Below are 22,148 nucleotides of genomic sequence, written 5' to 3' on the forward strand. Positions count from 1 at the left end.
AAACCCAGACCAAGACCCCTGCGAGGAGACACATATGACCGCCGAGCACGCCCAGACAGAGACAGCCGAACAGACGGCCGGTCCTGCCATTCCGCAGGATGAAGACCGTTTGCGTGCGGATCTCTACAATTTTCTGGGCCTGATGCTGTCGGGGCCGCCGGATGAGATGCTGTTGGCGCAGGTGGCCGGTTTGTCCGGGGATGACACCGACTTGGGCACGGCGATCAACGCGCTGGCGAAAATCGCGCGGCTGACCAAACCTGCCGCCGCTGAGCGGGAGTTTAACAAGCTGTTCATCGGTCTGGGCCGTGGCGAGCTGCTGCCCTATGCCAGCTACTATCTGACCGGATTTCTGAACGAGAAACCGCTGGCAGCCCTGCGGCAGGACATGGCCGCGCGGGGCATGACACGGGCCCAGAATGTCTATGAGCCGGAGGATAATATCGCCTCCCTTATGGAGATGATGGGGGCGCTGATTGCCGGACGTTTCGGCACGGCAGCACCGCTGGGTGACCAGAAACAGTTCTTCAACAAACACATAGGCCCCTGGGCCGGGCATTTCTATTCCGATCTGGAGGCGGCGAAGAACTCGGTTCTTTATGCCGCCGTCGGTGCCGTGGGCCGGGTCTTCATGGAGATCGAGGCCGAAGGATTTCGAATGAGTGCGGAGCAATCCGCCTGAGCCGGGACGGCGTGCCGTCCTTAACCCACGTGAGCCAACCAACTGAGGAGGAGGATCACATGACCAGAAAGACCGAGGAGGCCCAGAGCCGCCGCGACTTTCTCAAGCTGGCAGCGACCACAACGCCGATTGCGGCGATTGCGGTGGCGACGACCGGCGGCACGGCCGAGGCGGCCGAGCCTGACCTGACATCGGAAGTGATGCAGGATACCGCGCACACCCGCGCCTATTACGACAGTCTCCGGTTCTGACCGACCGGTGATGTTTTGAACGCCCACGGCGACTGGTTGCGTGACGCCCGACTGCCAAAGGCCCCCGATAACCCAGCGAACCCGTAAGGGAAGCAAGGGAGGAACACATGCTTAGGAAAAAGACCAACGGGGTTGCGCGACGCCCCCAGCGGACCAGTATCCTGTCCAAGGTTGCAGAAAGCTCCGTTGACCGCCGCGCGTTTCTGCGCGGATCCGGCCTCGCGATTGGTGGGCTTGCCGCCATCAGCGCCACCGGTGGATCCGTCACCAAGGCCAATGCCGCCACGGCTGCGGCTGGCGCGGTGGAAACCGTCAAATCCGTCTGCACCCACTGCTCGGTCGGCTGTACCGTCGTAGCAGAGGTGCAGAATGGCGTCTGGACCGGTCAGGAACCCGGTTGGGACAGCCCGTTCAACCTCGGCGCCCATTGTGCCAAGGGGGCCTCCGTGCGCGAACACGCCCATGGAGAACGCCGTCTGAAGTACCCGATGAAGAAAGAAGGCGGGGAATGGAAGCGCATCAGCTGGGAACAGGCGATCAACGAGATCGGCGACGGCATGATGCAGATCCGCGAAGAGAGCGGACCCGACAGCGTCTATTGGCTTGGCTCGGCCAAGCATAACAACGAACAGGCCTATCTGTTCCGCAAGTTCGCCGCCTATTGGGGCACCAATAACGTCGACCACCAGGCGCGGATCTGTCACTCGACCACGGTTGCGGGTGTTGCGAATACATGGGGCTACGGCGCCATGACCAACAGCTACAACGATATCCATAACTCCAAGGCGATCTTCATCATCGGCGGCAACCCGGCAGAGGCGCATCCTGTCTCGCTGCTGCATGTTCTGAAGGCCAAGGAGCAGAACAACGCGCCGTTGATCGTCTGCGATCCGCGTTTCACCCGCACGGCAGCCCATGCCGATGAATATGTGCGTTTCCGCCCCGGCACCGATGTGGCGCTGGTCTGGGGGATCCTGTGGCATATCTTCGAGAACAGCTGGGAAGATAAAGAATTCATCCGCACCCGTGTCTGGGGCATGGATCAGATCCGCGAAGAAGTGGCCAAGTGGACGCCCGAGGAAGTCGAGCGTGTGACCGGCACCCCCGGCAGCCAGCTGAAGCGCGTGGCGCGGACAATGGCCAACAACCGCCCCGGCACCGTGATCTGGTGTATGGGTGGCACCCAGCACACCACCGGCAACAACAACACCCGCGCCTACTGCATTCTTCAGCTTGCACTGGGCAACATGGGCACATCGGGCGGCGGCACCAATATCTTCCGTGGCCACGACAACGTGCAGGGCGCAACCGACCTTGGCGTTCTGAGCCATACATTGCCGGGTTACTATGGCCTGTCGGCGGGCGCATGGGCGCATTGGGGCCGTGTCTGGGGTGAGGATAGCGAATGGCTTGCCGGTCAGTTCGACACCACCAAAGGGGCCGATGGCAAGGACAAGTCGATGCAGAACCTGACGGGTATTCCGGTCAGCCGCTGGATCGACGGCATTCTGGAAGACAAGGCGAACATAGACCAGCCCAATAACGTGCGGGCCATGGTCCTGTGGGGCCATGCGCCGAACTCTCAGACCCGTATGACGGAGATGAAGACGGCGATGGAGAAGCTGGACATGCTGGTCGTTGTCGACCCGTATCCCACCGTCTCTGCGGTGCTGCATGATCGCACCGATGGCGTCTATCTGCTGCCCGCCTGTACCCAGTTCGAGACCCGGGGTTCGGTCACCGCGTCCAACCGCTCCTTGCAGTGGCGCGACAAGATCGTCGATCCGCTGTTCGAAAGCCTGCCGGACCATGTGATCATCGCCAAATTCGCCAATAAATTCGGCTGGGGCGACCGGTTCTTCCGCAATATCGAGATGGAAGATGCCGAGACCCCGAATGTCGAAAGCGTCACCCGCGAATTCAACCGTGGTATGTGGACGATCGGCTATACCGGCCAGTCGCCGGAGCGGATGAAAACGCATATGGCCAATCAGCACACCTTTGACCGCACCACGCTGCGGGCGGTGGGTGGTCCTGCTGACGGCGATTACTACGGGATGCCCTGGCCCTGCTGGGGAACCGCTGAAATGGGTCACCCGGGCACGCCAAACCTCTATGACATGTCAAAACCGGTCTCCGAGGGCGGCCTGACCTTCCGCGCGCGCTTTGGTGTGGAACGGGATGGCGACAACCTGCTGGCAGAAGGCGTCTATTCCGCAGGCTCCGACATTCAGGATGGTTATCCTGAGTTCACCTATCAGATGCTGAAGGATCTGGGCTGGCACACCGAGCTGACCGCGTCCGAGCGGGCCTTTATCGCCAAGGCTGCCGGGGTGGATGGGTTTGCCGATTACACCCACGAAGTCGGCGAGCAGAGCATGTCGCCCTTCCCGTCGGACTATGACGACAAGGTGGCCAAGGTGAACTGGAAAACCGACCTGTCGGGCGGCATCCAGCGGGTTGCCATCGCGCATGAATGTGCGCCCTTCGGCAACGCCAAGGCGCGTGCCGTGGTCTGGACCTTCCCGGATCCGGTGCCAATCCATCGCGAGCCGCTCTATACCAACCGCCGGGATCTGGTCGAAGACTACCCGACATATGAGGACCGTCACGCCTACCGGCTGCCGACCCTCTATGCGTCGATCCAGAAGAACGACGTCTCCAAGGAATATCCGATCATCCTGACCTCAGGTCGTCTGGTCGAATATGAAGGCGGCGGCGAAGAAACCCGGTCCAACCCGTGGCTTGCGGAATTGCAGCAGGACATGTTCGTCGAGATCCACCCGCGCGATGCCAACAATATCGGCATTCGCGATGGCTCTCAGGTCTGGGTCGAAGGCCCGGAAGGCGGCAAGGTCAAAGTCATGGCAATGGTCACAGAGCGGGTCGGAGAGGGCGTTGCCTTCATGCCGTTCCACTTTGGTGGTCACTACCAGGGCACGGATCTGCGCGACAAATACCCGGATGGGGCTGACCCCTATGTTCTGGGCGAAAGCTGCAACGTCGCACAGACCTATGGCTACGACAGCGTGACCCAGATGCAGGAGACTAAATGTACTCTCTGCAAAATCAGCGCAGCATAAGGAGAAAGAGATATGGCAAGAGCGAAGTTTCTCTGTGACGCCGAACGCTGCATTGAATGCAACGCCTGCGTGACGGCCTGTAAGAACGAGCACGAGGTGCCCTGGGGCATCAACCGGCGTCGGGTGGTGACCATCAATGATGGCAAACCCGGCGAGCGGTCGATCTCGGTCGCCTGTATGCATTGCTCGGACGCACCCTGTATGGCGGTGTGCCCGGTCGATTGCTTCTACCAGAACGAAGAAGGCGTGGTCCTGCACTCCAAGGATCTCTGCATTGGCTGTGGCTATTGCTTCTACGCGTGCCCCTTTGGTGCGCCGCAGTATCCGCAGGCGGGCAACTTTGGCAGCCGCGGCAAGATGGACAAATGCACCTTCTGTGCCGGTGGTCCCGAGGAGACGCATTCCAATGCGGAATTCTCCAAATACGGGCGCAACCGGATTGCAGAGGGCAAGCTGCCCATCTGCGCCGAGATGTGCTCAACCAAGGCGCTGTTGGCCGGTGACGGCGATGTCGTGTCTGCGGTCTACCGCGAACGCGTTGTCGCCCGTGGCTTTGGCTCGGGTGCATGGGGCTGGGGGACAGCCTATGACCAGAAGGGCGGCTGATCAGCCCTCTTTGACATGAAGGGATGGCCCGCCCGCGCGGGCCGTCCTGTTTTCCTGTTCAGTTTCCAAGACAACCCATGAAGGAGTGTGGCCCATGCTGCGCATCGCCTTTGCAATTCTGATGCAACTGACGCTGATGGCGGGGATCGCTGCGGCGCAGGACACCCAGGGTGCCCCTGCGGCGGAGGCGGTGCCGGATCGCAGTGCCACGGGTGGGGCGCAGACGCTGGAGGATATCCTGGCCCGTCAGCGCGGCGAAAAAATCGACGACAGTTTCCGCAGCGACGATACCGGTGCGGGCGCGATTGGCGCCGGGATCACGCAACAGCTGGGCACGCTCGGTGGGGCCTCCGATCCCGAACTCTGGCGCGCAATCCGCTACAACGCGGCAGATCTGCGGGTCTCGGCGGGGGGCGATGTTGCCACTGTTCTGGTGCAGGATGGCGGTATGCGCTGGCTGACTTTCCGCGATGGGCCGCTTCGCACCTATGGTGGCTGGCTATTGCTGGGCACGATAGGCTTTCTGGCGCTGTTCTATCTGTTGCGGGGCCGTATTCGCATAGACGAGCCCTCCACCGGACGCACGGTCACCCGCTTTCAGTTCATCGAACGCTTTGCCCATTGGATGCTGGCGGGATCCTTCATTCTGCTGGGCGTTACAGGATTGGCCAGCCTGTTTGGCCGGATGGTGATCGCCCCCTATCTGGGCAAGGAGATCAACGCGGGCCTGCTGATCTGGAGCAAATGGGTCCACAACAATGTTTCCTGGGCGTTCATGCTGGCGCTGATCATGGTGTTTGTCATGTGGGTGGCCCACAATATCCCCAACCGTACGGATCTGGTGTGGATCCGCCAGATGGGCGGCATTGTCGGCAAGGCCCATCCGCCCGCTAAGAAGTTCAACTTTGGCCAGAAGCTGATTTTCTGGTCGGTGATTGTTCTTGGAACCTCCATTTCGGTTTCGGGCCTGTCGCTCCTGTTCCCGTTTGAGATGCCGCTCTTTGCCAAGACCTTTGCCATCTTGAATGATTTCGGCCTGCCGCAGCTGGTGGGTTATGGCACCCTGCCGGTTGACCTTGCACCGCAGGAAGAAATGCAGCTGGCCCAGAGCTGGCACGCCATTATCAGCTTTGTGCTGATGGCGATTATTCTGGCGCATATCTACATCGGCTCGCTGGGCATGGAAGGTGCCTTTGACGCGATGGGAACCGGCGACGTGGATGAGGCTTGGGCGCATCAGCACCACTCCATCTGGTTGGAGGAAATGCGCGAAAAAGGCGAAGTCACGCCAGAGGGCAGCAGCGGCAGCGCCAAGGGCGCAACACCGGCGGAGTGACCGGCGGTGTGGTGCCGCCTGTCAGCGCTGGTCCTGCGGACGGGCTATCTGTGGGCCGCCTGCGCTGCGACTGTTCTGGCGCTGCCCGCAGGTGCCGATCCGGCCGACGGGGATGAGTTCACCACGTTGAAAGGCCACGGCGGCCCGGTGATGGCCTTGGCGGTGTCGCCTGAGGGTCAGGTGGCCACCGGCAGTTTCGACAATGCCGTGGGCCTGTGGAGCGATCGCACGCCACGCTGGCTTGAGGCCCATGATGCAGCGGTCACCGCTCTGGCCTTTGTCGATGCCGGTCGTCTGGTCACGGCGGGGGATGATTTCGCGCTCTACCTGTGGCCGAAGGGCGGCCAGCAGGCCGAGCTGATCGGCCGCCATCTGGGCAAGATCCGGGCGCTGGCCATTGCCCCTGACCGCGAAATGCTGGTGTCGGCGAGCTGGGACGGCAATATCGGCCTCTGGCCATTTGACGGAGGAGCGGAACAGCGCATAGCTGTGGGCAGTGGCATCAATGACGTGGCAATCGGACCAAGGGGGGCGATTTATGCCGCCACGATGGAGGGGCAGATACTGGTCTACGAGGACGCAGGCCAACCGCCCCGGCGCCTGGTCGATCAGGGCTTTGGCATCAACCAGCTGGCGCTTGGCCCCGGTGGCGACTGGCTGGCCTATGGGGCTGTGGATGGCGCGACGCGCGTTGTCGACACACAGACCGGCGAGCCTGTAGCCGATTTCACGCTGGAGCGACGGCCTATCCTTGCAATGGCCCATCATGAGGGCACCGCGCGGCTCGCCGTCGGGGACGGGCAGGGCTATATCATGATGGTGGACACCGAGACCTGGCGCATCAGTGCCGATTTTCGCGCCACCCGCGACGGGCCGGTCTGGGCGCTGGAGTTTGCGCCGGACGGGCAGACCATCTGGGCCGCCGGGCTGGATGATCTGGCCTATGGCTGGCCGGTTGCCCTGATGGGAGAGGCCGAGGCACAGATGGCAGGCAACCGCGGGTTCCTGAAGGACCCCGAAACGATGCCCAACGGCGAACGGCAGTTCATGCGGAAATGCTCGATCTGCCACGCGCTCGGCCCCGGTGAGAGTCGCAAGGCGGGACCGAGCCTATATGATGTTTTTGGTCGTCCCGCCGGCAAGCTGGCGGGTTATCGCTATTCGCAGGTCCTTGATGGATCTGATATAATCTGGGGAGAGGCGACAATTGATGCCCTCTTCGATCTGGGGCCGGATCACTATATCCCCGGCTCCAAGATGCCGATGCAGCGGATTACCGATCCGCAGGACCGGCGCGATCTGATTGCGTTTCTGAAACGCGCAACCAAGGTGGAGAAGTAACACAATGAAAGCCATGTTGACGGGGTTTGCCGGCATCATCGTGATCGCCGCCGGCGCCAATCTGGCACTGGATCAGGCGGGGTTCGCCTCTTATGAGGTGCATTCCGGGTCGGCCGTCCGACTGGATTGACCGTGCTGACAACCGCGCCGCCGCCCCGCGATGAATATGGGGAAAACCTTGCCGGTGCGTCGATCCTGGTGATCGATGATGAACCAGGTATGCGCAATTTCATGACCAAGATCCTGACCCCCCGCTGCAAGCGGGTGGAGCAGGCGGCGTCTGCCGCGGAGGCGTCCAATATTCTGGATCAGGCGCATTTCGACCTGATCATCCTCGACAATATCATGCCCGGCAAAACCGGGCTGGAATGGGTACAGGAACAGCATAAGGTCGGCCTGTTTGCCGATACGGTGCTGGTCACCGCCTATGCGGATCTGGAAACTGCCATTCAGGCGCTGCGGGTCGGGGTGGCGGATTTCGTGCTGAAACCGTTTCGCGCCAATCAGATCCTCAATTCCGTGGCACGGGCCCTGGACCGCAAGCATCTGCGGCGGGAAAACTACCTGCTGAAACATGCGCTATCGGCGGAGGGCACCGCTGCGCGGGGGCGTTTGCTGGGGAAATCTCCTGCGATTCAGACCGCGCGTGACATGATTACCCGGCTGGCGCCGCTGCCGACGCCTGTGTTGTTCACCGGCGCCAGTGGCACCGGCAAGGAAATCGCGGCGCGGACGATGCATTCGCTGTCGGACCGCGCGGAGAAGCCGTTTGTGGCGGTGAACTGCGCGGCCATCGCGCCTGATCGCATCGCGCATGAGCTGTTCGGTATGGTGGATTCGCAGGACCGCCGACAGGACGGGCTGTTTCTTTATGCTGATGGCGGCACGCTGTTTCTGGACGAGGTGGCCCAGATGCCCGAACAGGTGCAGGCCGCGCTGCTCCGCGTGCTGGAGGACCAGCGCATCCGGCCGGTCGGCGCAGAGCGCGATATCCCGCTGAACCTGCGGTTCCTGTTTGCCACTAATGCCGATCTGGAACAGGCCGTGGCCGAGGGCCGTTTCCGTGCCGATCTCTATCACCGGATCAATATCGTCAACATCCAGATGCCACCGCTGCGTGAACGGGTTGAGGATATCGTGGAGCTGGCGGCGCTGTTTATGGAGCAGTTCTCTACCACGCTGGCCATGCCTGCGCTGGAGCTCGACGCTGAGACCCTGCTGAAATTCAGCCGCTACGACTGGCCAGGCAATGTGCGTGAGCTGCGCAACCTGATTGAACGGTCGGTCATTCTCGGCGCCTTTCCTGAGGAGTTCGCAGGCACCGGCGGGATCACGGGCAGTGCTGCGATGGATACGCTCGATCTGGTGATGCAGCGTCATATCGTGCATGTGCTGGATGCCTGTGACGGCAATCGCGCCGAGGCCGCCCGACGGTTGGGGGTTTCGCGGAAAACGATTGATCGAAAATGCGCCAGTTGGGGGCTGTGATATCATCCGAGCGATAGGTGGATGGACGGCCAGCGTGTCGCGGGCTGTGGCTCAGTCCCCGGCCTTGACCGCAGGCAGCCAGATCGAAAAGACGGCGCCTTTGATCTCCCCGTTCTCAATCCGGGTGTCGGCCGAAATCACCCCGCCGGCGCGCTGAATCAGGGTCTGGCTGATCGACAGCCCCAGCCCGGTGCCTTCGCCCAGTTTGGTGGTGTAGAACGGGTTGAACACCGACGGCAGATCTTCGGCAGCGATGCCCGGCCCGGTGTCCGAAACCTCAAGACAGGCGCCGCTGACACCGTCGCGCTCCATCGGCCTCAGGGCCAGCAGGAGCCTGCCGCAGCCCTCCATGGCCTGCGCCGCGTTGAGGATCAGGTTGATCACCACCTGCTGCAATTCGCCCGGGTCTATGCGAACCGGTGGCGTTGCGGCGAACTGTTTTTCAACGGTAATGGCCTGTTTGGTGATCACGTGATCGACCAGCACCAGACAGTCGGAGACAACCGGGGCCAGATCCAGGCTTTCCTCGAAGGTGCCAAATTCGGTGGGGCGCGCAAATTGCAGCAGTTTGCCAACGATGGCGCTGACCCGCAGGATCTGATCGTCAATCAGCGCCAGCTCGGTGTCCACTTCCTCGGCGGCGGCGCCCAGAGTCATCCGCATCACATCGACGTTGCCCTGGATCACGGCGACGGGATTGTTGATCTCATGCGCCACACCTGCTGTGATCTCGCCGATGGAGGCGAGTTTCTCACTCATCACCAGCTGCTTATAGGTTGCCTCCAGTTTTTCGTTGGCGGCGCGCAGTTCGGCGGTGCGCTGGTCGACACGCGCGTTCAGCTCCTCTGCCCAGTCGCGCAGTTTCTGGTCACGATCCTGAACCTGATCAAGCAGGCTGTCGAGATGGGCCGCAACCTGACCGATCTCGTCACGGCGCCCGACATTGCCGTTGCGCGCGGTCAGATCGCCACGTTCGACACGGGCCATGGTGTGGCTCATCTGCTCCAGAGGCGCAAAGATCCCTTTGGCCAGCCACAGGAACAGGGGCGCGGACAACAGCAGAACGGACAGGAATGACAGCACCACAGTCCAATAAGCGGAGAGTTTGGCCGCCGCAAAGGGCGCCTCAAGGAAGCCGACATAGAGCATCCCAACGCGACGCCCGAAGCTGTCGGTGAGCGGCAGATAGCCGGAGATATACCAGTCGTTCACCACAAAGGCACGGTCGAGCCAGGTCTGCCCCTCACCCAGCACCGCATCGCGCACCGCCTGCGAAACCCTGGTGCCAAGGGCGCGGACGTCTTCAAACAGGCGAACGTTTGTGGAGATACGGGTATCTTCCAAAAACAGTGTCGCGGTGCCCTTGCGGCTGATGCGATGACTGTCGCCCAGGTAGACCAGCGCATTGATCGTATCGATGAAATCAAGATCCCGGTTCAGAAGCCGACCCGCCACCAGCGCGCCTTCACTGCCGTTATTGGTCACCGGCGCGGCGGAATGGATCACCATGCCGCGATCTTCCGCCGGTCGGGTTGTCGGCGCGGCGGCCTCGGTCTCGATCAGGGAAATACGGGCCCGGTCACGCAGGTCAGCAGAGATCTCATCCAGGTCCGCAGCGGAGAAAATGTCGATTTCCGAGGCCAGCCTGCCCTGCGCGGCGCGGTCGATCACCGGCCAGCGGCGCGCCTCGCGGTCAATATTGCGCAATGGCAGATAATAGAGGAAATCAAGCTGGAGGGATTGCCGCTGCTGGTCAAGAAACCGTAACTGATCCTGCAACGGTGCGCGCAGGACCTCGGCAAACCGGGCCGAGCTGGCGATTGCTGCCAGATCATCGCCGGTATTGGCCTGCAACTGGCGCAAATACTGGTCGGCGATTTTCAGATCGCTTTCTACATTGACGATCAGAACATTGTCGTAATCCGCGTTCCAGCGCGCCATGGCCACGACCAGCAGCAGCGGCATCACCACGCTGAGCGGCAGAAGTGCGAGCAATAGGAGGCGGAGCCGGACGGATTTCAAGGCGGCAAGGTCCTGTAGGCAGCTGGCACATCGGGTGAGTCCGCAGAGCGCATGGCTGCGTGCGGTGTTCACCCACTGTCGCATGGGGCCTGCTGGATGAGCAAGTCCGGCGCTGTGTTTGATGACACGGTCGCCACGATCTGGTGGCGATCAGCCCATCATCAGGCTGGGATTTCCTTGCCGGCCCAGTCGAACACCCGCCCGCTGTCCTTGGCCGATAACCGGTCGATCACCTGGGCGAGGTAGGCCGCGGCCTGTTGTGGCTCGAACAGAGCGTCGTCGGGGACGTTCTTTGAAAAAGGTTCCGACAGCGGTGTTTTTACGGTGCCGGGATGCAGGCCGACACAGATCATCTCCTCGTTGCTGCGCGCGGTTTCGATGGCGTAGTTGCGGATCAGCATGTTCAGTGCCGCTTTGGAGGCGCGATAGGCATGCCAGCCGCCGAGGCCATTGTCGCTGATCGAGCCGACCCGCGCGGACAGGGCGGCAAAGACCGCGCGCCCCTTGCGAGGCATGATCGGCAGCAGATGTTTGGCAATGATGGCGGGGGCAAAGGTGTTTATTTCAAACACCTTGCGGAACGCCACCGGGTCCTGCTGACGATAGGATTTCTCAGGCTTAAGCCCGGCCTCGTCGGAGAGGACCCCGGTTGCAACGACGACCAGATCCGGGGCGATCCCCCTGCGGCGCAGATCATCGGCAAACCCGGCCAGCTGGTCCTCATCCGTGATATCGGCGCGGTAGCTGTCGACGCCGGCCTTCGGTGGCAATGCGCCGCGCGCGACCGCCGTCAGGCTGGCGGGGTTTCGCGCCGCAAAATGGTCAACCAGCGCCGACCCGATGCCACCGGAGGCACCGATAATGACGATGTGGCGCGGCGAATGGGGGCTCATTTTCCCGCCCCCATCAGGCGCAGGAACAGTTTGCGGGGAAGATGTTTGCCGATGGTGAAGACCCAGGCGAAGGGGGCGGGGAAACTGGTGCTGAAGCGCCCGCTTCGCATTGCTTTCAGGCAGGCATCTGCCGCCTCATCCGGGGTCTGGATCATCGGCATCTTGAAATCGTTCTTGTCGGTCAGACGGGTTTTGATGAAACCCGGATTGATCACCTGAACCTTTATGGGGGTCTGGATCAGATCGGCCTGGAGGTTCTCGGCCATGTGTATAACGGCCGATTTCGACGCGCCATAGCCGGTCGCTCCGGGCAGGCCCGTGTGACCGGCGAGTGAGCCGATCAGCACGATATGCCCTTCGTTGGCAGCGACCATCTGCGGTATGACGCGGCCAACCACACGAATTGCGCCCATGAAGTTCACGTCGCAGATCAGCTCGACCTTCTCGGCGTCCCAGTCCTGCGCAGGCATCGGGTCATAGGCCCCGGCACAGTAAAGGAGGCCATCCACCTTGCCGATCTGCTCCACGGCCCGGCTGATGGCGTCGGGATCGGTCACATCCAGTGGCAGGGCAGTGGCATTGCTCAGCGTGCCCGCCAGCTCCTGCAGGCGCTCTTCGCTGCGCGCTGACAGCACCAGCCGCGCGCCTGCGGCATCCAGCTTCTCGGCGATCGCACGCCCCAGCCCCTCGCTCGCGCCGACGATCCACCAGGTCTGTCCTGCAAACATCTCACTCTCCCTTCGGTCGCATGGTGGCGATCAGCTCGGCCACCTTGATGCCGAATTTGCGCATTTCGGAGCGGTTCATGATGGTGCCGTTCTCCATCAGATACATCCAGTCGGTGACATCCAGCACATGGCCACCGGCGCTTTCTGGCAGGCGGATGCGATAGGTCAGGCGCACGGCGGCTCCCATCTGCTGACCCTGTCCGGTGCCGATGATGTCATCTGCGGTGGCGGTGAAGCTGCCGTTTTCGCCCATTGTGAGGAACCATTTCCGCATTTGCGTGCCGCCGCTGGCGTAGGAGAAATTCTCGCTCAACGTGCCGGTGTCGCCCTCCCATTCGCCCGCCATCGTGGCGACAAACCGCGAGGAGACGCGCCCCATCGGGCCGTAAATCATACCTTCGGAGATCATCTCGCCGCTCAGATGTGTGCGAATGTCGAAGGCGGGACTGGTATTGGCATAGTGTTCGGGGTGCTGGTTGCGAAATCCCAGCCCAGGGCGAAGGAGCGCAAGCAGCAGCAACAGAATGATGGCAACAAGCAGGAGTTTCATGACGCGGTTACCTTTCCAGGGAGGCGGATCACCATCGCGATGGCGATAAGTTTGATGCAGCAGGGAATGATTGCGTAGGCCCATGTCAGCGTCTGCAGGGCGGCGGCGCTGTTTTCGCCACCGGGGGTGAAGCCGCTCATCTGCAGAAGCGGCAGCAGGAGCACAGCGGCGGCGGCAAGCGCGAGTTTGGCAGCAAAGGACCACAGCCCGAAGGCCTGCCCCGCCTGCAACCCGGCGCGCGCCAATGCGCGTGAGAACAGCACCGGCAGGATCACCATATCCGCGCCGAGCGCGGCCCCCGAACCAATGCAGATGGCGGCAAAGCCAAGGCTGGCGCCGGGCGGAAGAAAGGCTGCGGAGATAAAGGCAAGGATCGCCAGTGCCATCGCCGGAAACAACACCTCGCGCGCGCCGAACTTCTCTGCCGCGCGGGTCCATAGCGGCACCGATAGTCCCGCTGCGAGAAAGAACAGGACCAGAAAGGGGCCGGCCATATCGGCAAGCGCCAGCTTGTCCTCGACGAAGAACAGAAACAGTGTCGATGTCATGGCGACCGGCAGGCTGTTCACGAGGGCCAGCGCCAGCAGGCGAAGGCCACCCGCTGCACGCAGCGCGGTGATGGACAGCGGGTGTTCGGGGCGCGGTGCCGCTGTCCAGAGGCCGCGGGTCAGCCACCAGACCACACCGCAGAGTGCGGCCAGCATCCAGCCAAAAGCGGGGTAGCCGCCGTGGCCTGCGCCGACGGCAACCAGCGCGCCCGGCGCCAGGGCTGCCAGGATGATACCGGCCAATGTGCCGCCCTCGCGAAACCCGGCCAGACGGATCAGCGCCTCCGGGCTGCCTGCAAGCGCGGTGCTTTGCCCGTAGAACAAAACACTTCCGAGACTATAGGCCGTGAACAGAAGCACCAGGGCGATGACGAACCATGGCAGCACGCCCCCCGCCGCCGGGCGGTAGGTGTAGAGCAGGATGAACCCCACTGCCATGCCAAAGGCCGCCAGAGCTGCAAAGGTCGCGCGTTCCTGCGGCCAGCGGTCGGTGACCCAGCCCAGTAGGGGGTCCTGCACGAAATCCAGCACCCGTATCGCCGCCAGCACCGCTGCGAGGGTTGCCAGGCTCAGTCCCAGTTCCGCCGTCGCAAAGCGCGGCAGATGGATATAGAGCGGCAGACCGGCGGCGGCCAGCATCAGCGCAAATAGGGAGATACGGGTGGCTTGCATCAGTTGCCCCGCAGCTCGCTGGACAAACGCGCAGCGCGGCTGTTGGGCGACAGCCAGATATTCAGAAACCGCTTGCGGGCGTCTGCATGGCGCAGATCGCAGGTCTGTTTTCCGTTCAGATAGAGCTCCACCCGATCAGGCGCGCGGGTTGTTGCCACGAAGCTGTCGCCCGGTCTCACATCGCGAAAACAGCGATCCAGCTTGCCGACCAGCTGATCGTGATCGGCGCGCCTGCCTTCCAGCCGCAGCAGTTCCGCGACCGTGGCCCGCATCAGCTGGGATCTGCTGAAACCGCGCCGATAGCTGAGCTTGAGCGCCATCGGGTTCTGCCAGTCAAAGCGGGTCTGCCCTTCGGTGTAAAGGCTGGCATCATAGAGCGGCAGGCCAAACCAGCGGAAGGTGACCTCTCCCAGTTTGGTCGGGGAGCTGAGGCCGGTATTTGCCGTTGCAGCGCTGGCGAGACCCACTCCGAGACTGACGGCAAATGCGGCGATGGCGGAGCGTAGGCGGTTTTGGCGGATCTCAGGCATGGGCCAGCTCCACCTGAATCACGTCCGTCTGGCCGACCTCGAAGGAGGCAGCGCAGGTTTCCAGATAGTAGCGCCAGTTGCGCAGGAAGGCCTCGCCATAGCCCAGAGAGTGGATTTTGGGGGTCATCGCGACAAGGCGCGCCGCCCATTCCCGGCAGGTGCGCGCGTAATCCTGGCCAAAGGCGAAATTATCCGTAACCTTCAGACCTGCGGTGCGCGCCTGATGTGAGATCACCGCATCAGAGAGCAACATGCCGCCCGGAAAAGTATACTGGCGGATATAGTCCGACGACTGCCGATAGATGTCGAAATAGCTGTCCTGAACGGTGATCGCCTGCACCACGGCGCGGCCGTCATCGGCCAGACGGTCTTTCAGCGTGGCGAAATAGCTGGGCCAATAGCGTTCGCCCACGGCCTCAACCATTTCGATGGAAACGATATTGTCGAATTTTCCCTCCGATTTGCGATAATCGCAAAGGCGGATATCGGCGCGCCCATCGAGCCTCGCGTCGGCATAACCAAACTGACTGGGGGAGATGGTCAGCCCGGTAACATGGCGCCCCTGTTCGGCGGCGCGGTCGGCAAATCCGCCCCAGCCGCAGCCAACCTCCAGGACGCGATCACCGGCGGTGAGGCGGCTCAGCACCCGGTCGTATTTGCGGGTCTGCGCACGCGCGAGGTCATTGTCACCCGGCGCAAAGAGGGCCGAGGAATAGGTCATGCTTTCGTCCAGCCACAGCTGGTAGAATTCATTGCCGACGTCGTAATGGGCCTTGATGTTCCGCGCCGCGCCCTTGATCGAATTGGCGCGCAGCATCCGGTCCACGACCCGGAACTTCAGACTGGCCCAGAAACTCGGGTAGGCGTAATCGGTAAGATGATCGAGGTTGAGCAGCGCCACCTTGATGACGTCTTCGATGCTGGGCGTCTCCCAAAGTCCGGCGACATAGGCCTCGCCGAGGCCGATATCGCCGCGGGCGGCCATGGCGGTTATGGCGCTCCAGTCACGCAGATGGATTTCGGCGCGTGGTTCACCGGTGCCGAAATCATGGGTGTCGCCCTCTGGGGTCAGCAGGCGCAGACTGCCCTTGCGGATGCGCGCGCAGCTGTCGAGAAAGTCGTGTTTTACGCGTTTGGTAAGGAAAATCATCAGCTGACCTCATGTTCCGGTGGGGTAGGGCGGGGGCGATAGCTGGCGCCCTTGAGTTTCAATTTCAGCGCCTGCCAGTAAATCAGCGCAACCGTGCGCAGCGTGCCGGCCGGGCGGCGCAGGCTGGAGCATATGAGTGCGGCGTTGCTTAGCGGCTGGCGCGGGCCGGTCAGCGTGGCGACCACCCCTTCGCCATCGTTCTTGTGGTCGATCCGGATGGCGATCCGCCGGGGGCCGATGTCGAAGTTGAACCAGTAGTCCCCGGCAATGTCCTGAAATGGGGAGACGTGAAAGATCTTCTTGGCCTGAAGCTTGTCGGAGGGGGCGATCGCGGTGAAGCCGGGTTTGTGACAGACATAGCTGTGCCGGTCGCCAAAGGTATTGCTGACCTCTGCGATGACCGCATGTAGCGCCTTGCCGCGAAAGGCCAGCCAGAAGCTGACCGGGTTGAAAATATGGCCCAGATAGCTCGGTTGAGTGAGCAGCCGAATGGTGATCCCCTCCATATCCAGCCCGGCGTCGGCGAACACGTCCTGCGCCCATGGCAGGCCGATCCCCTGTTTCGGCGCGCCACCATGGTTGCGATCATGGACCGCAGCCAGATTGAAGCGATTGCGCGAAAACAGCAGCGGGCCGCTCTCGGAGCGCGGGTCAATCAGCACATAGTCCACGCCGTAGCGAAAGCTGTTGGAGATGGCGCCATGGCGGGCATGGGTGGTCTGTCCGGCGATATGCTCGGGCCACAGGGTCATCCGATCACCCGTTCCCGCGCGCTGATGCCACGTGCGACGCGCACCGCGCTGGCAAAGCCGTCTTCGTGAAACCCATGCCGCAGATAGGCACCGGCAAACCAGGTGTTGTTCTGCCCCTGGATATCGGCAATCCGGCTTTGTGCACGCAGCGCGGAGGTGTCAAACACCGGATGGCGGAAAGTTTTTTGATCGTAGATCAGATCCGACCGCACATCCTTTACCGGGTTCAGCGAAACGAACAGAGGATCGTTTTCGTCGATATTCTGGAGCCGGTTCATCCAGTAGGTGACGCCGATGGCGGCCCGGTTGTCGCGGGTGTCGGCCTTGTAGACCCAGGACGACCAGCAGGCACGGCGGCGCGGCATCTGGTCGGTGTCGCGGTGCAGGATCATCTCGTTATCCTGATAGCGCATGACCCCCAGCGTTGCCTGCTCTGCCGCTGTCGGCTGCGCCAGCAAGCGCAGGCTGTCATCGGAATGGCAGGCCATCACCACCTGATCAAAGTTTTCGGAGGTGCCATCGGGGAGGTGGATGCGTACCCCCTCGGATGTCCGTTCGACGCTGCGCACCGGGGTGCCCGGACGCAATTGGCAGCCCATCTGGTCCAATCGGGCGGTCAGACGCCGGACATATTCGATGCTGCCGCCTTTGACCGTCCACCATTGATGCTGTCCAGAAGCGCTGAGCAATGCGTGATTGCGAAAGAAGCGGACCAGCGACTGCGCCGGAAAACCGCGGATTTCATCCGGCGGCGTCGACCAGATCGCGCCACAGATGGGCATCAGGTAATAGCGCTGGAACCAGTCGCCGAGCTTCAGATCATTGACCAGTTCGCCGATGGTGACGCTGTCACTCTTGGCGACCTCTTCGGCGTTGGCGTTGAAGCGCAGGATATCACGTACCATGCGGAAAAAGGCGGGCCGCGCGATGTTGCGACGCTGCCCGAGCAGCGCCCCAAGATCTCGCAGACCGTATTCGACGCGGCCATCCCCGATGCTGGCACCGAAACTCATGTCGCTTTTGACCACGGGCACATCCAGATCGCGGAACATCGACGTCAGATGCGGATAGTTCACATAGTTGAAGACGATGAAGCCGGTATCCACGGGCTGGTCGCCATTACGACCGGCGACGACGGTCCGCGCGTGCCCACCCAGTCGCGGCGCGGCTTCATAAAGCGTGACGTTGTGGCTTTTTGCGAGCAGCCAGGCGGTGGCAAGCCCGGAGATGCCACCACCGACAACGGCGATACGCTGGCGAGCGGATGATAATGCGTCGAAGGACATGCTGTCTCCATCTGTGATTTCAACTTGTTACGGGCCGCTCGCCCGGGCGGATCAAAAAAGATGGTGATTAAGATGACGGGCCTCTCCGGACGAATGGAAAAAACTGAAATTAATTGCGCTCAGAGTGATCCAGCACCGTGAAAGATGCGTAATCCGTACATGTTGACCATGCTGAGCCATCCAACTCTTGCAGCGCCTGCGCCGCCCGTTACGGTAGACCGTGACACAAGTGTAATGCGCGAAAGGAAAAAAGTGGAACGGGAAAGCCTGTCGGATCAGACAGTCTGGATGCTGGCCGTGCGCGACAACCGCTGCAAGGTGGCGTTTGGTCGTCTGTTCGACTATTTCGCGCCGCGTCTGAAGGGGGTGATCTGCCGATCCGGTATGCCACCCAGCCAGGCCGAAGAGGTGGTTCAGGAGGTGATGCTGACCGTATGGCGAAAGGCGGCCATGTTCGATCCTGAACGTGCTCAGGTCTCGGCGTGGATCTACCAGATCGCCCGCAACAGGCAGATCGACGTGATCCGCAAGGAACGGCGGCCAATACCGGAGGAGCTGAAGCTTCCCGAGGAAACACAAGAAGATGCAGCCCAGATTCTGGCGTTGGATCAGGAAACAACAAAGCTGCGCGCAGCCCTGGCCCGGTTGAAACCGGCACAGCGAGAGATGGTTGAAAAGGCCTATCTGGGCGAGCTGACCCATGCGGACATCCGGGAACAGACCGGATTGCCCCTGGGGACAATCAAATCCCGCATCCGCCTCGGACTTGAGCGGTTGCGTCATGAGTTGAAGGAACAAGGACTATCATGACCGGCGTACGCCATCATATCCCTGACCCGTTGCTGGTGGCCTATGCCTCTGGCAATTTGCCCTATGCCTACTCTCTGGTTGTGGCGACCCATCTGTCGATGTGTGACGACTGCCGCGCCCGGTTGAATGCGCATCAGGCGGTCGGCGGGTCGGTACTGGAAACCTGTGGAACCCGGGATGTCTCGGATGATCTGCGGGAGCGCGTGTTTGCCGAGTTGGATTCACCCTTCGAGGACGCACCGAAGTTCAACCGCTCGGGCATCTTTCCGGCGCCGGTGATGCAGGCGCTGGGTGGGCTGCCGCCAAAGTGGAAGTCGCTCGGCATGGGTGTGCGTCAGTCAATCCTCAGCCATGACGAGGAGGGCAGCGTGCGGCTGCTCTATATTCCTGCGGGACAGGCGGTCCCTGACCATGGCCACAACGGGCTGGAGCTGACGCTGGTTTTACAGGGCGCGTTTCGCGATGAAACCGGGCGCTTTGGTGTCGGGGATCTGGAAGTTGCGGACGATCACCTGGAACATACGCCGATTGCCGAGGACGGTGAGACCTGCATCTGCCTTGCCGCGACTGACGCTGCACTGCGGTTCCGGTCCTTTGTCCCGCGCCTGCTGCAACCGATTTTCCGCATCTAGCGGCATAAGGGCCTGCCCGCAAGGGGTGGGCAAGGCCTCAGAGTACGACGCAAAAAGGGCTGCCATTGGCAGCCCTTTCCTGTTCTGTCAGCGCATCTTCCGCGCGCTTAGCCGTTCATCACCTTGCCCATGTGGCGGCCGGTGTCGACCATCCGGTTGGAGAAGCCCCATTCGTTGTCATACCAGCTGACAACGCGGACCAGCCCCTCGGCGGTAACCGCTGTCTGTGGTGCCGCAAAACAGGAGGAATGCGGGTCGTGGTTGAAGTCGATGGAGACCAGCGGGTCCGTCTCATAGGACAGGATCCCTGCCAGATCGCCCGCTGCTGCCGCCTTCATCGCCTCGTTGATTGTCTCAACAGTGGCAGGTTTTTCAGGAATGAAGCTGAGGTCCACCACGGATACATTTGGTGTCGGCACGCGGATTGCTGAACCCTCCAGGCGGCCTTTCAGATGCGGCAGGACCTCCGAAATCGCGCGGGCTGCGCCTGTTGAGGTCGGGATCATCGACAGCGCCGCGGCACGGGCGCGGTAGAGATCCTTGTGGCTGGTGTCATGGGTCGGCTGATCACCGGTATAGGCGTGGATCGTGGTCATATACCCGGTCTTAATGCCGAATGTATCGTCCAGAACCTTTGCCACCGGGGCCAGACAATTGGTGGTGCAGGAGGCGTTGGAGACAATGACGTCGTCCTTGGTCAGATCCTTGTGATTGACCCCGAACACCACGGTGCGATCGACCTCCTTGCCGGGGGCGGAGATCAGGACACGTTTGGAGCCGTTTTGCAGATGCTTGGCAGCAGTCTCGCGGCTGGTGAACAGGCCGGTGCATTCATAGGCGATATCAACGTCCTGCCAGGGCAGATCCTCGGGATTACGGATCGCCGTCAGGCGGATGCTGTGATTGCCGACAGTCATCGTATCGCCGTCGACGGTCACCTCGTTCCGCAGGCGACCATGGACACTGTCGTATTTCAACAGATGCGCCAGGGTTTCCGCAGGCGACAGATCGTTGATCGCCACAACCGAGATATCGTCGGCGTTGCTCTCCAGCAAGGCGCGCAAAACGCCACGGCCAATTCGTCCAAATCCATTGATCGCAATTTTCAAGGTCATCTGTGCAACTCCGATGGTGATAGGGGTTCAGCCTTCGACGGGCGCGCCCGGTGGCCTGACAATTGCCGCATCGTTATCGCTAACAGTTGCAAAAATCAAGCCCGTTCGCCGGTCAGCGGATTGGCGCGTAATGCCGCTGCCCGAAGCATCAGTGTAGCACATCACAGCAGGAGGGGATGCGTTTACACGGCAAGCCAGAAAGGGGGCCTGCGCAGGTGCCGCTGTGCGCGATCTGTCTGCGCCTCTCACGCCGCTGCCGCCGGTCCTGAACGACAGCCGATCCGGCGGGGCTGGAAGCCGCGGCTCTAGACCCTGCGCTGAGGAAACTGAAATGATACACGTTTTGGTAGTACATGGTAAACGAATTATCCCTATAATTGTTCCAACGGTGTCTCATCGGATTGGGGAAATCATGCCGCTCAGGCTTGCCATATTGCTGGTTGTTGCGCCGCTTTTCCTGCTGGCAGGGTATCTCGCTGCGAGCGCGCTTGTGGCGCAGCGCGCTCGCCACCTCCTTGCGGAATACGCCGCGCAGACCGCGCAGGAGGAAAGCGCGATCAGCGATATGATCCATGAGCTGCAGCGCGAGCGCGGGTATTCCGTCGGATATGTCTCCTCAGATGGGCGGGTTTTTCCAGATGCGTTGATACGTCAGCGCGGCCAGACTGATGCGGTGGTCGCCTCGGCACTTTCGCGCATCACCCTGATGGCCGACGATCATAGCCTGGCCTTTGATCGAGTTGTTCACGGGGTGGAACGGCTGGCGGAACTGCGCCAGCATGTCGATGGCTTCGGCTTTGATAGGCCGGTCATGGTTTCGGATGTCGCTGGGCCCTACACGGAACTCATCAGCACCATCATGGCTCTTACCCGACAAAGCGTCGGGCTGGACAGTTCCACCGAATACCAAGCGCTGCGACAGGCGCGTTTCCTGATCGGCGAAGCCAAGGAAAAGGCCGGACTTGAGCGGGCAACTGGCGCTGCGGTCATCGAAACGGGAAATTCTTCTGCGCTGCGGGAGCATTTTGCCGCCCTCGGCGGCGCGCAGATCATCCTGTTGACCGAAGCAGCGGTCGTCAAGGGAAGTGGAAGCTGGCTGCCATCGCTGCAAAGGACGGACCAATATCTCACCTTAAGCGACCTGCGTGATACCATCAGGTCAGCAAAAGCGGCCTCCGGGCCGGCGGCTCTCAACAGCGAGCGCTGGGTTGCGGCGTCGACGGAATGGATCGACTTTCTGCGCAGGGAAGAGAGGAATGTCACCGCTGAAATCATCTCGCTGGCCAACCAGCTTGAAGCGGAAAGCACGACCGAGCTGGTGGGGCTCATTTGGCTCACCATCTTTGCAGGGATTGCGGGGACGCTGTTTGTTGTGCTGACGCTGAAATGATGCCCGCGTCTGGGCAGGCGTGGTTCTGGGGCGTCCCGGATGGCCGGTCATGCCCTTGGCGCCGTCCATGGCGCGCACGCGGGGTTTTGCTGGCCCATGGCGCGGAGGCAAATGTAGGGTTAGGCTGGGTCACGTCACCCCAGTTAAGAGGGTGATCCTGCTGGAAAAGAGGGCTGACCAGACTGGTTCTGCGCTGAACTTGCTGCGCGGGATCTGATGGTTGGTGCGAACTGGGGCAAACCGTCGAAGACTGATATCCCGCGCCAGCTGGCGCGGGTCGGTT

21 protein-coding genes are annotated in these 22,148 nt (G+C 61.7%); 11 read left to right on the forward strand and 10 right to left on the reverse strand.

Features of this window, described 5'->3' with window-relative positions; translation table 11 throughout:
* Window positions 1-34 precede the first annotated feature (34 nt).
* From VXL81_RS12200 to VXL81_RS12235, 8 genes are all read left to right on the forward strand, one after another.
* Complete coding sequence (locus VXL81_RS12200) at window positions 35-682, forward strand: TorD/DmsD family molecular chaperone (protein WP_416537509.1); 648 nt, start codon at window positions 35-37, stop codon at window positions 680-682.
* A 59-nt stretch (window positions 683-741) separates the two neighbouring features.
* Entirely contained in the window at window positions 742-933 is a 192-nt protein-coding gene (locus VXL81_RS12205; RefSeq protein WP_340547413.1) for a twin-arginine translocation pathway signal protein, read from the forward strand.
* Window positions 934-1,040: 107 nt separating this feature from the next.
* Window positions 1,041-4,016 carry a formate dehydrogenase subunit alpha gene (locus tag VXL81_RS12210; RefSeq protein WP_340547412.1) on the forward strand — a complete coding sequence of 992 codons (2,976 nt, stop codon included), beginning with the start codon at window positions 1,041-1,043 and terminating at the stop codon, window positions 4,014-4,016.
* Between the two features lie 12 nt (window positions 4,017-4,028).
* Window positions 4,029-4,622, forward strand: a complete 594-nt coding sequence (gene fdh3B / locus VXL81_RS12215) for a formate dehydrogenase FDH3 subunit beta (RefSeq protein ID WP_014875661.1) — start codon at window positions 4,029-4,031, stop codon at window positions 4,620-4,622.
* 94 nt (window positions 4,623-4,716) lie between these two features.
* Window positions 4,717-5,958: a formate dehydrogenase subunit gamma gene (locus tag VXL81_RS12220; protein ID WP_416554464.1), complete on the forward strand. Its 1,242-nt coding sequence runs from the start codon at window positions 4,717-4,719 to the stop codon at window positions 5,956-5,958.
* A gap of 6 nt (window positions 5,959-5,964) precedes the next feature.
* Window positions 5,965-7,299 (forward strand): c-type cytochrome, encoded by a 1,335-nt coding sequence (locus VXL81_RS12225; protein ID WP_416554466.1) that lies wholly within the window; start codon window positions 5,965-5,967, stop codon window positions 7,297-7,299.
* A gap of 4 nt (window positions 7,300-7,303) precedes the next feature.
* Window positions 7,304-7,429 carry a hypothetical protein gene (locus VXL81_RS12230; protein ID WP_416554467.1) on the forward strand — a complete coding sequence of 42 codons (126 nt, stop codon included), beginning with the start codon at window positions 7,304-7,306 and terminating at the stop codon, window positions 7,427-7,429.
* A complete protein-coding gene (locus VXL81_RS12235) occupies window positions 7,426-8,787 on the forward strand; it encodes a sigma-54-dependent transcriptional regulator (RefSeq protein ID WP_416554469.1) in 1,362 nt (453 codons plus the stop codon). The genes VXL81_RS12230 and VXL81_RS12235 overlap by 4 nt, the downstream gene beginning before the upstream one ends.
* A gap of 51 nt (window positions 8,788-8,838) precedes the next feature.
* Here VXL81_RS12235 and VXL81_RS12240 read toward each other — a convergent pair whose 3' ends face one another.
* From VXL81_RS12240 to VXL81_RS12280, 9 genes are all read right to left on the reverse strand, one after another.
* Window positions 8,839-10,809, reverse strand: a complete 1,971-nt coding sequence (locus VXL81_RS12240) for a cache domain-containing protein (RefSeq protein WP_416554575.1) — start codon at window positions 10,807-10,809, stop codon at window positions 8,839-8,841.
* Window positions 10,810-10,970: 161 nt separating this feature from the next.
* Window positions 10,971-11,702, reverse strand: coding sequence for an SDR family NAD(P)-dependent oxidoreductase (locus VXL81_RS12245; RefSeq protein WP_416554471.1), 732 nt, complete (start codon window positions 11,700-11,702; stop codon window positions 10,971-10,973).
* The gene (locus tag VXL81_RS12250) at window positions 11,699-12,430 is read right to left on the reverse strand and encodes an SDR family NAD(P)-dependent oxidoreductase (protein WP_416536622.1); all 732 of its coding nucleotides are present in this window, start codon (window positions 12,428-12,430) and stop codon (window positions 11,699-11,701) included. The genes VXL81_RS12245 and VXL81_RS12250 overlap by 4 nt, the downstream gene beginning before the upstream one ends.
* A 1-nt stretch (window position 12,431) precedes the next feature.
* On the reverse strand, window positions 12,432-12,980 hold the full coding sequence (locus tag VXL81_RS12255; RefSeq protein WP_416554473.1) for a DUF3833 domain-containing protein: 549 nt from the start codon (window positions 12,978-12,980) through the stop codon (window positions 12,432-12,434).
* Window positions 12,977-14,200, reverse strand: a complete 1,224-nt coding sequence (locus tag VXL81_RS12260) for an MFS transporter (RefSeq protein ID WP_416554475.1) — start codon at window positions 14,198-14,200, stop codon at window positions 12,977-12,979. The genes VXL81_RS12255 and VXL81_RS12260 overlap by 4 nt, the downstream gene beginning before the upstream one ends.
* Window positions 14,200-14,730 carry a chalcone isomerase family protein gene (locus VXL81_RS12265; RefSeq protein WP_416554477.1) on the reverse strand — a complete coding sequence of 177 codons (531 nt, stop codon included), beginning with the start codon at window positions 14,728-14,730 and terminating at the stop codon, window positions 14,200-14,202. The genes VXL81_RS12260 and VXL81_RS12265 overlap by 1 nt, the downstream gene beginning before the upstream one ends.
* Window positions 14,723-15,880 carry a class I SAM-dependent methyltransferase gene (locus VXL81_RS12270; protein WP_416554479.1) on the reverse strand — a complete coding sequence of 386 codons (1,158 nt, stop codon included), beginning with the start codon at window positions 15,878-15,880 and terminating at the stop codon, window positions 14,723-14,725. Before VXL81_RS12270 ends, VXL81_RS12265 begins: the two co-directional genes overlap by 8 nt.
* Window positions 15,880-16,632, reverse strand: a complete 753-nt coding sequence (locus tag VXL81_RS12275) for a DUF1365 domain-containing protein (RefSeq protein WP_416554481.1) — start codon at window positions 16,630-16,632, stop codon at window positions 15,880-15,882. The genes VXL81_RS12270 and VXL81_RS12275 overlap by 1 nt, the downstream gene beginning before the upstream one ends.
* Window positions 16,629-17,918, reverse strand: coding sequence for an NAD(P)/FAD-dependent oxidoreductase (locus VXL81_RS12280; protein WP_416554483.1), 1,290 nt, complete (start codon window positions 17,916-17,918; stop codon window positions 16,629-16,631). Before VXL81_RS12280 ends, VXL81_RS12275 begins: the two co-directional genes overlap by 4 nt.
* A 159-nt stretch (window positions 17,919-18,077) precedes the next feature.
* Here VXL81_RS12280 and VXL81_RS12285 point away from each other — a divergent pair, with 159 nt between their 5' ends.
* Both VXL81_RS12285 and VXL81_RS12290 read left to right on the forward strand, forming a co-directional pair.
* Window positions 18,078-18,728 (forward strand): sigma-70 family RNA polymerase sigma factor, encoded by a 651-nt coding sequence (locus VXL81_RS12285; protein ID WP_340547532.1) that lies wholly within the window; start codon window positions 18,078-18,080, stop codon window positions 18,726-18,728.
* Window positions 18,725-19,360, forward strand: coding sequence for a ChrR family anti-sigma-E factor (locus VXL81_RS12290; protein ID WP_340547399.1), 636 nt, complete (start codon window positions 18,725-18,727; stop codon window positions 19,358-19,360). The genes VXL81_RS12285 and VXL81_RS12290 overlap by 4 nt, the downstream gene beginning before the upstream one ends.
* Before the next feature lie 107 nt (window positions 19,361-19,467).
* On the opposite strand, the gene gap is transcribed toward VXL81_RS12290, so the two are convergent.
* On the reverse strand, window positions 19,468-20,475 hold the full coding sequence (gene gap, locus VXL81_RS12295) for a type I glyceraldehyde-3-phosphate dehydrogenase (protein ID WP_340547398.1): 1,008 nt from the start codon (window positions 20,473-20,475) through the stop codon (window positions 19,468-19,470).
* Window positions 20,476-20,806: 331 nt separating this feature from the next.
* On the opposite strand from gap, the gene VXL81_RS12300 reads away from it, so the two are divergent.
* The gene (locus tag VXL81_RS12300; RefSeq protein ID WP_416554485.1) at window positions 20,807-21,865 is read left to right on the forward strand and encodes a nitrate- and nitrite sensing domain-containing protein; all 1,059 of its coding nucleotides are present in this window, start codon (window positions 20,807-20,809) and stop codon (window positions 21,863-21,865) included.
* The last annotated feature ends 283 nt before the right edge of the window (window positions 21,866-22,148 follow it).

The sequence above is a fragment of the Phaeobacter sp. JH204B genome (assembly GCF_048055755.1).
GTDB lineage: Bacteria > Pseudomonadota > Alphaproteobacteria > Rhodobacterales > Rhodobacteraceae > Phaeobacter > Phaeobacter bryozoorum.

Coding starts and splice junctions, on each gene's coding strand:
- VXL81_RS12200 (WP_416537509.1), top strand. CDS start 35: ATGACCGCCGAGCACGCCCAGACAGAGACAGCCGAACAGACGGCCGGT.
- VXL81_RS12205 (WP_340547413.1), top strand. CDS start 742: ATGACCAGAAAGACCGAGGAGGCCCAGAGCCGCCGCGACTTTCTCAAG.
- VXL81_RS12210 (WP_340547412.1), top strand. CDS start 1,041: ATGCTTAGGAAAAAGACCAACGGGGTTGCGCGACGCCCCCAGCGGACC.
- fdh3B (WP_014875661.1), top strand. CDS start 4,029: ATGGCAAGAGCGAAGTTTCTCTGTGACGCCGAACGCTGCATTGAATGC.
- VXL81_RS12220 (WP_416554464.1), top strand. CDS start 4,717: ATGCTGCGCATCGCCTTTGCAATTCTGATGCAACTGACGCTGATGGCG.
- VXL81_RS12230 (WP_416554467.1), top strand. CDS start 7,304: ATGAAAGCCATGTTGACGGGGTTTGCCGGCATCATCGTGATCGCCGCC.
- VXL81_RS12245 (WP_416554471.1), bottom strand. CDS start 11,702: ATGAGCCCCCATTCGCCGCGCCACATCGTCATTATCGGTGCCTCCGGT.
- VXL81_RS12250 (WP_416536622.1), bottom strand. CDS start 12,430: ATGTTTGCAGGACAGACCTGGTGGATCGTCGGCGCGAGCGAGGGGCTG.
- VXL81_RS12255 (WP_416554473.1), bottom strand. CDS start 12,980: ATGAAACTCCTGCTTGTTGCCATCATTCTGTTGCTGCTGCTTGCGCTC.
- VXL81_RS12260 (WP_416554475.1), bottom strand. CDS start 14,200: ATGCAAGCCACCCGTATCTCCCTATTTGCGCTGATGCTGGCCGCCGCC.
- VXL81_RS12265 (WP_416554477.1), bottom strand. CDS start 14,730: ATGCCTGAGATCCGCCAAAACCGCCTACGCTCCGCCATCGCCGCATTT.
- VXL81_RS12270 (WP_416554479.1), bottom strand. CDS start 15,880: ATGATTTTCCTTACCAAACGCGTAAAACACGACTTTCTCGACAGCTGC.
- VXL81_RS12275 (WP_416554481.1), bottom strand. CDS start 16,632: ATGACCCTGTGGCCCGAGCATATCGCCGGACAGACCACCCATGCCCGC.
- VXL81_RS12280 (WP_416554483.1), bottom strand. CDS start 17,918: ATGTCCTTCGACGCATTATCATCCGCTCGCCAGCGTATCGCCGTTGTC.
- VXL81_RS12285 (WP_340547532.1), top strand. CDS start 18,078: ATGTTGACCATGCTGAGCCATCCAACTCTTGCAGCGCCTGCGCCGCCC.
- VXL81_RS12290 (WP_340547399.1), top strand. CDS start 18,725: ATGACCGGCGTACGCCATCATATCCCTGACCCGTTGCTGGTGGCCTAT.
- gap (WP_340547398.1), bottom strand. CDS start 20,475: ATGACCTTGAAAATTGCGATCAATGGATTTGGACGAATTGGCCGTGGC.
- VXL81_RS12300 (WP_416554485.1), top strand. CDS start 20,807: ATGATACACGTTTTGGTAGTACATGGTAAACGAATTATCCCTATAATT.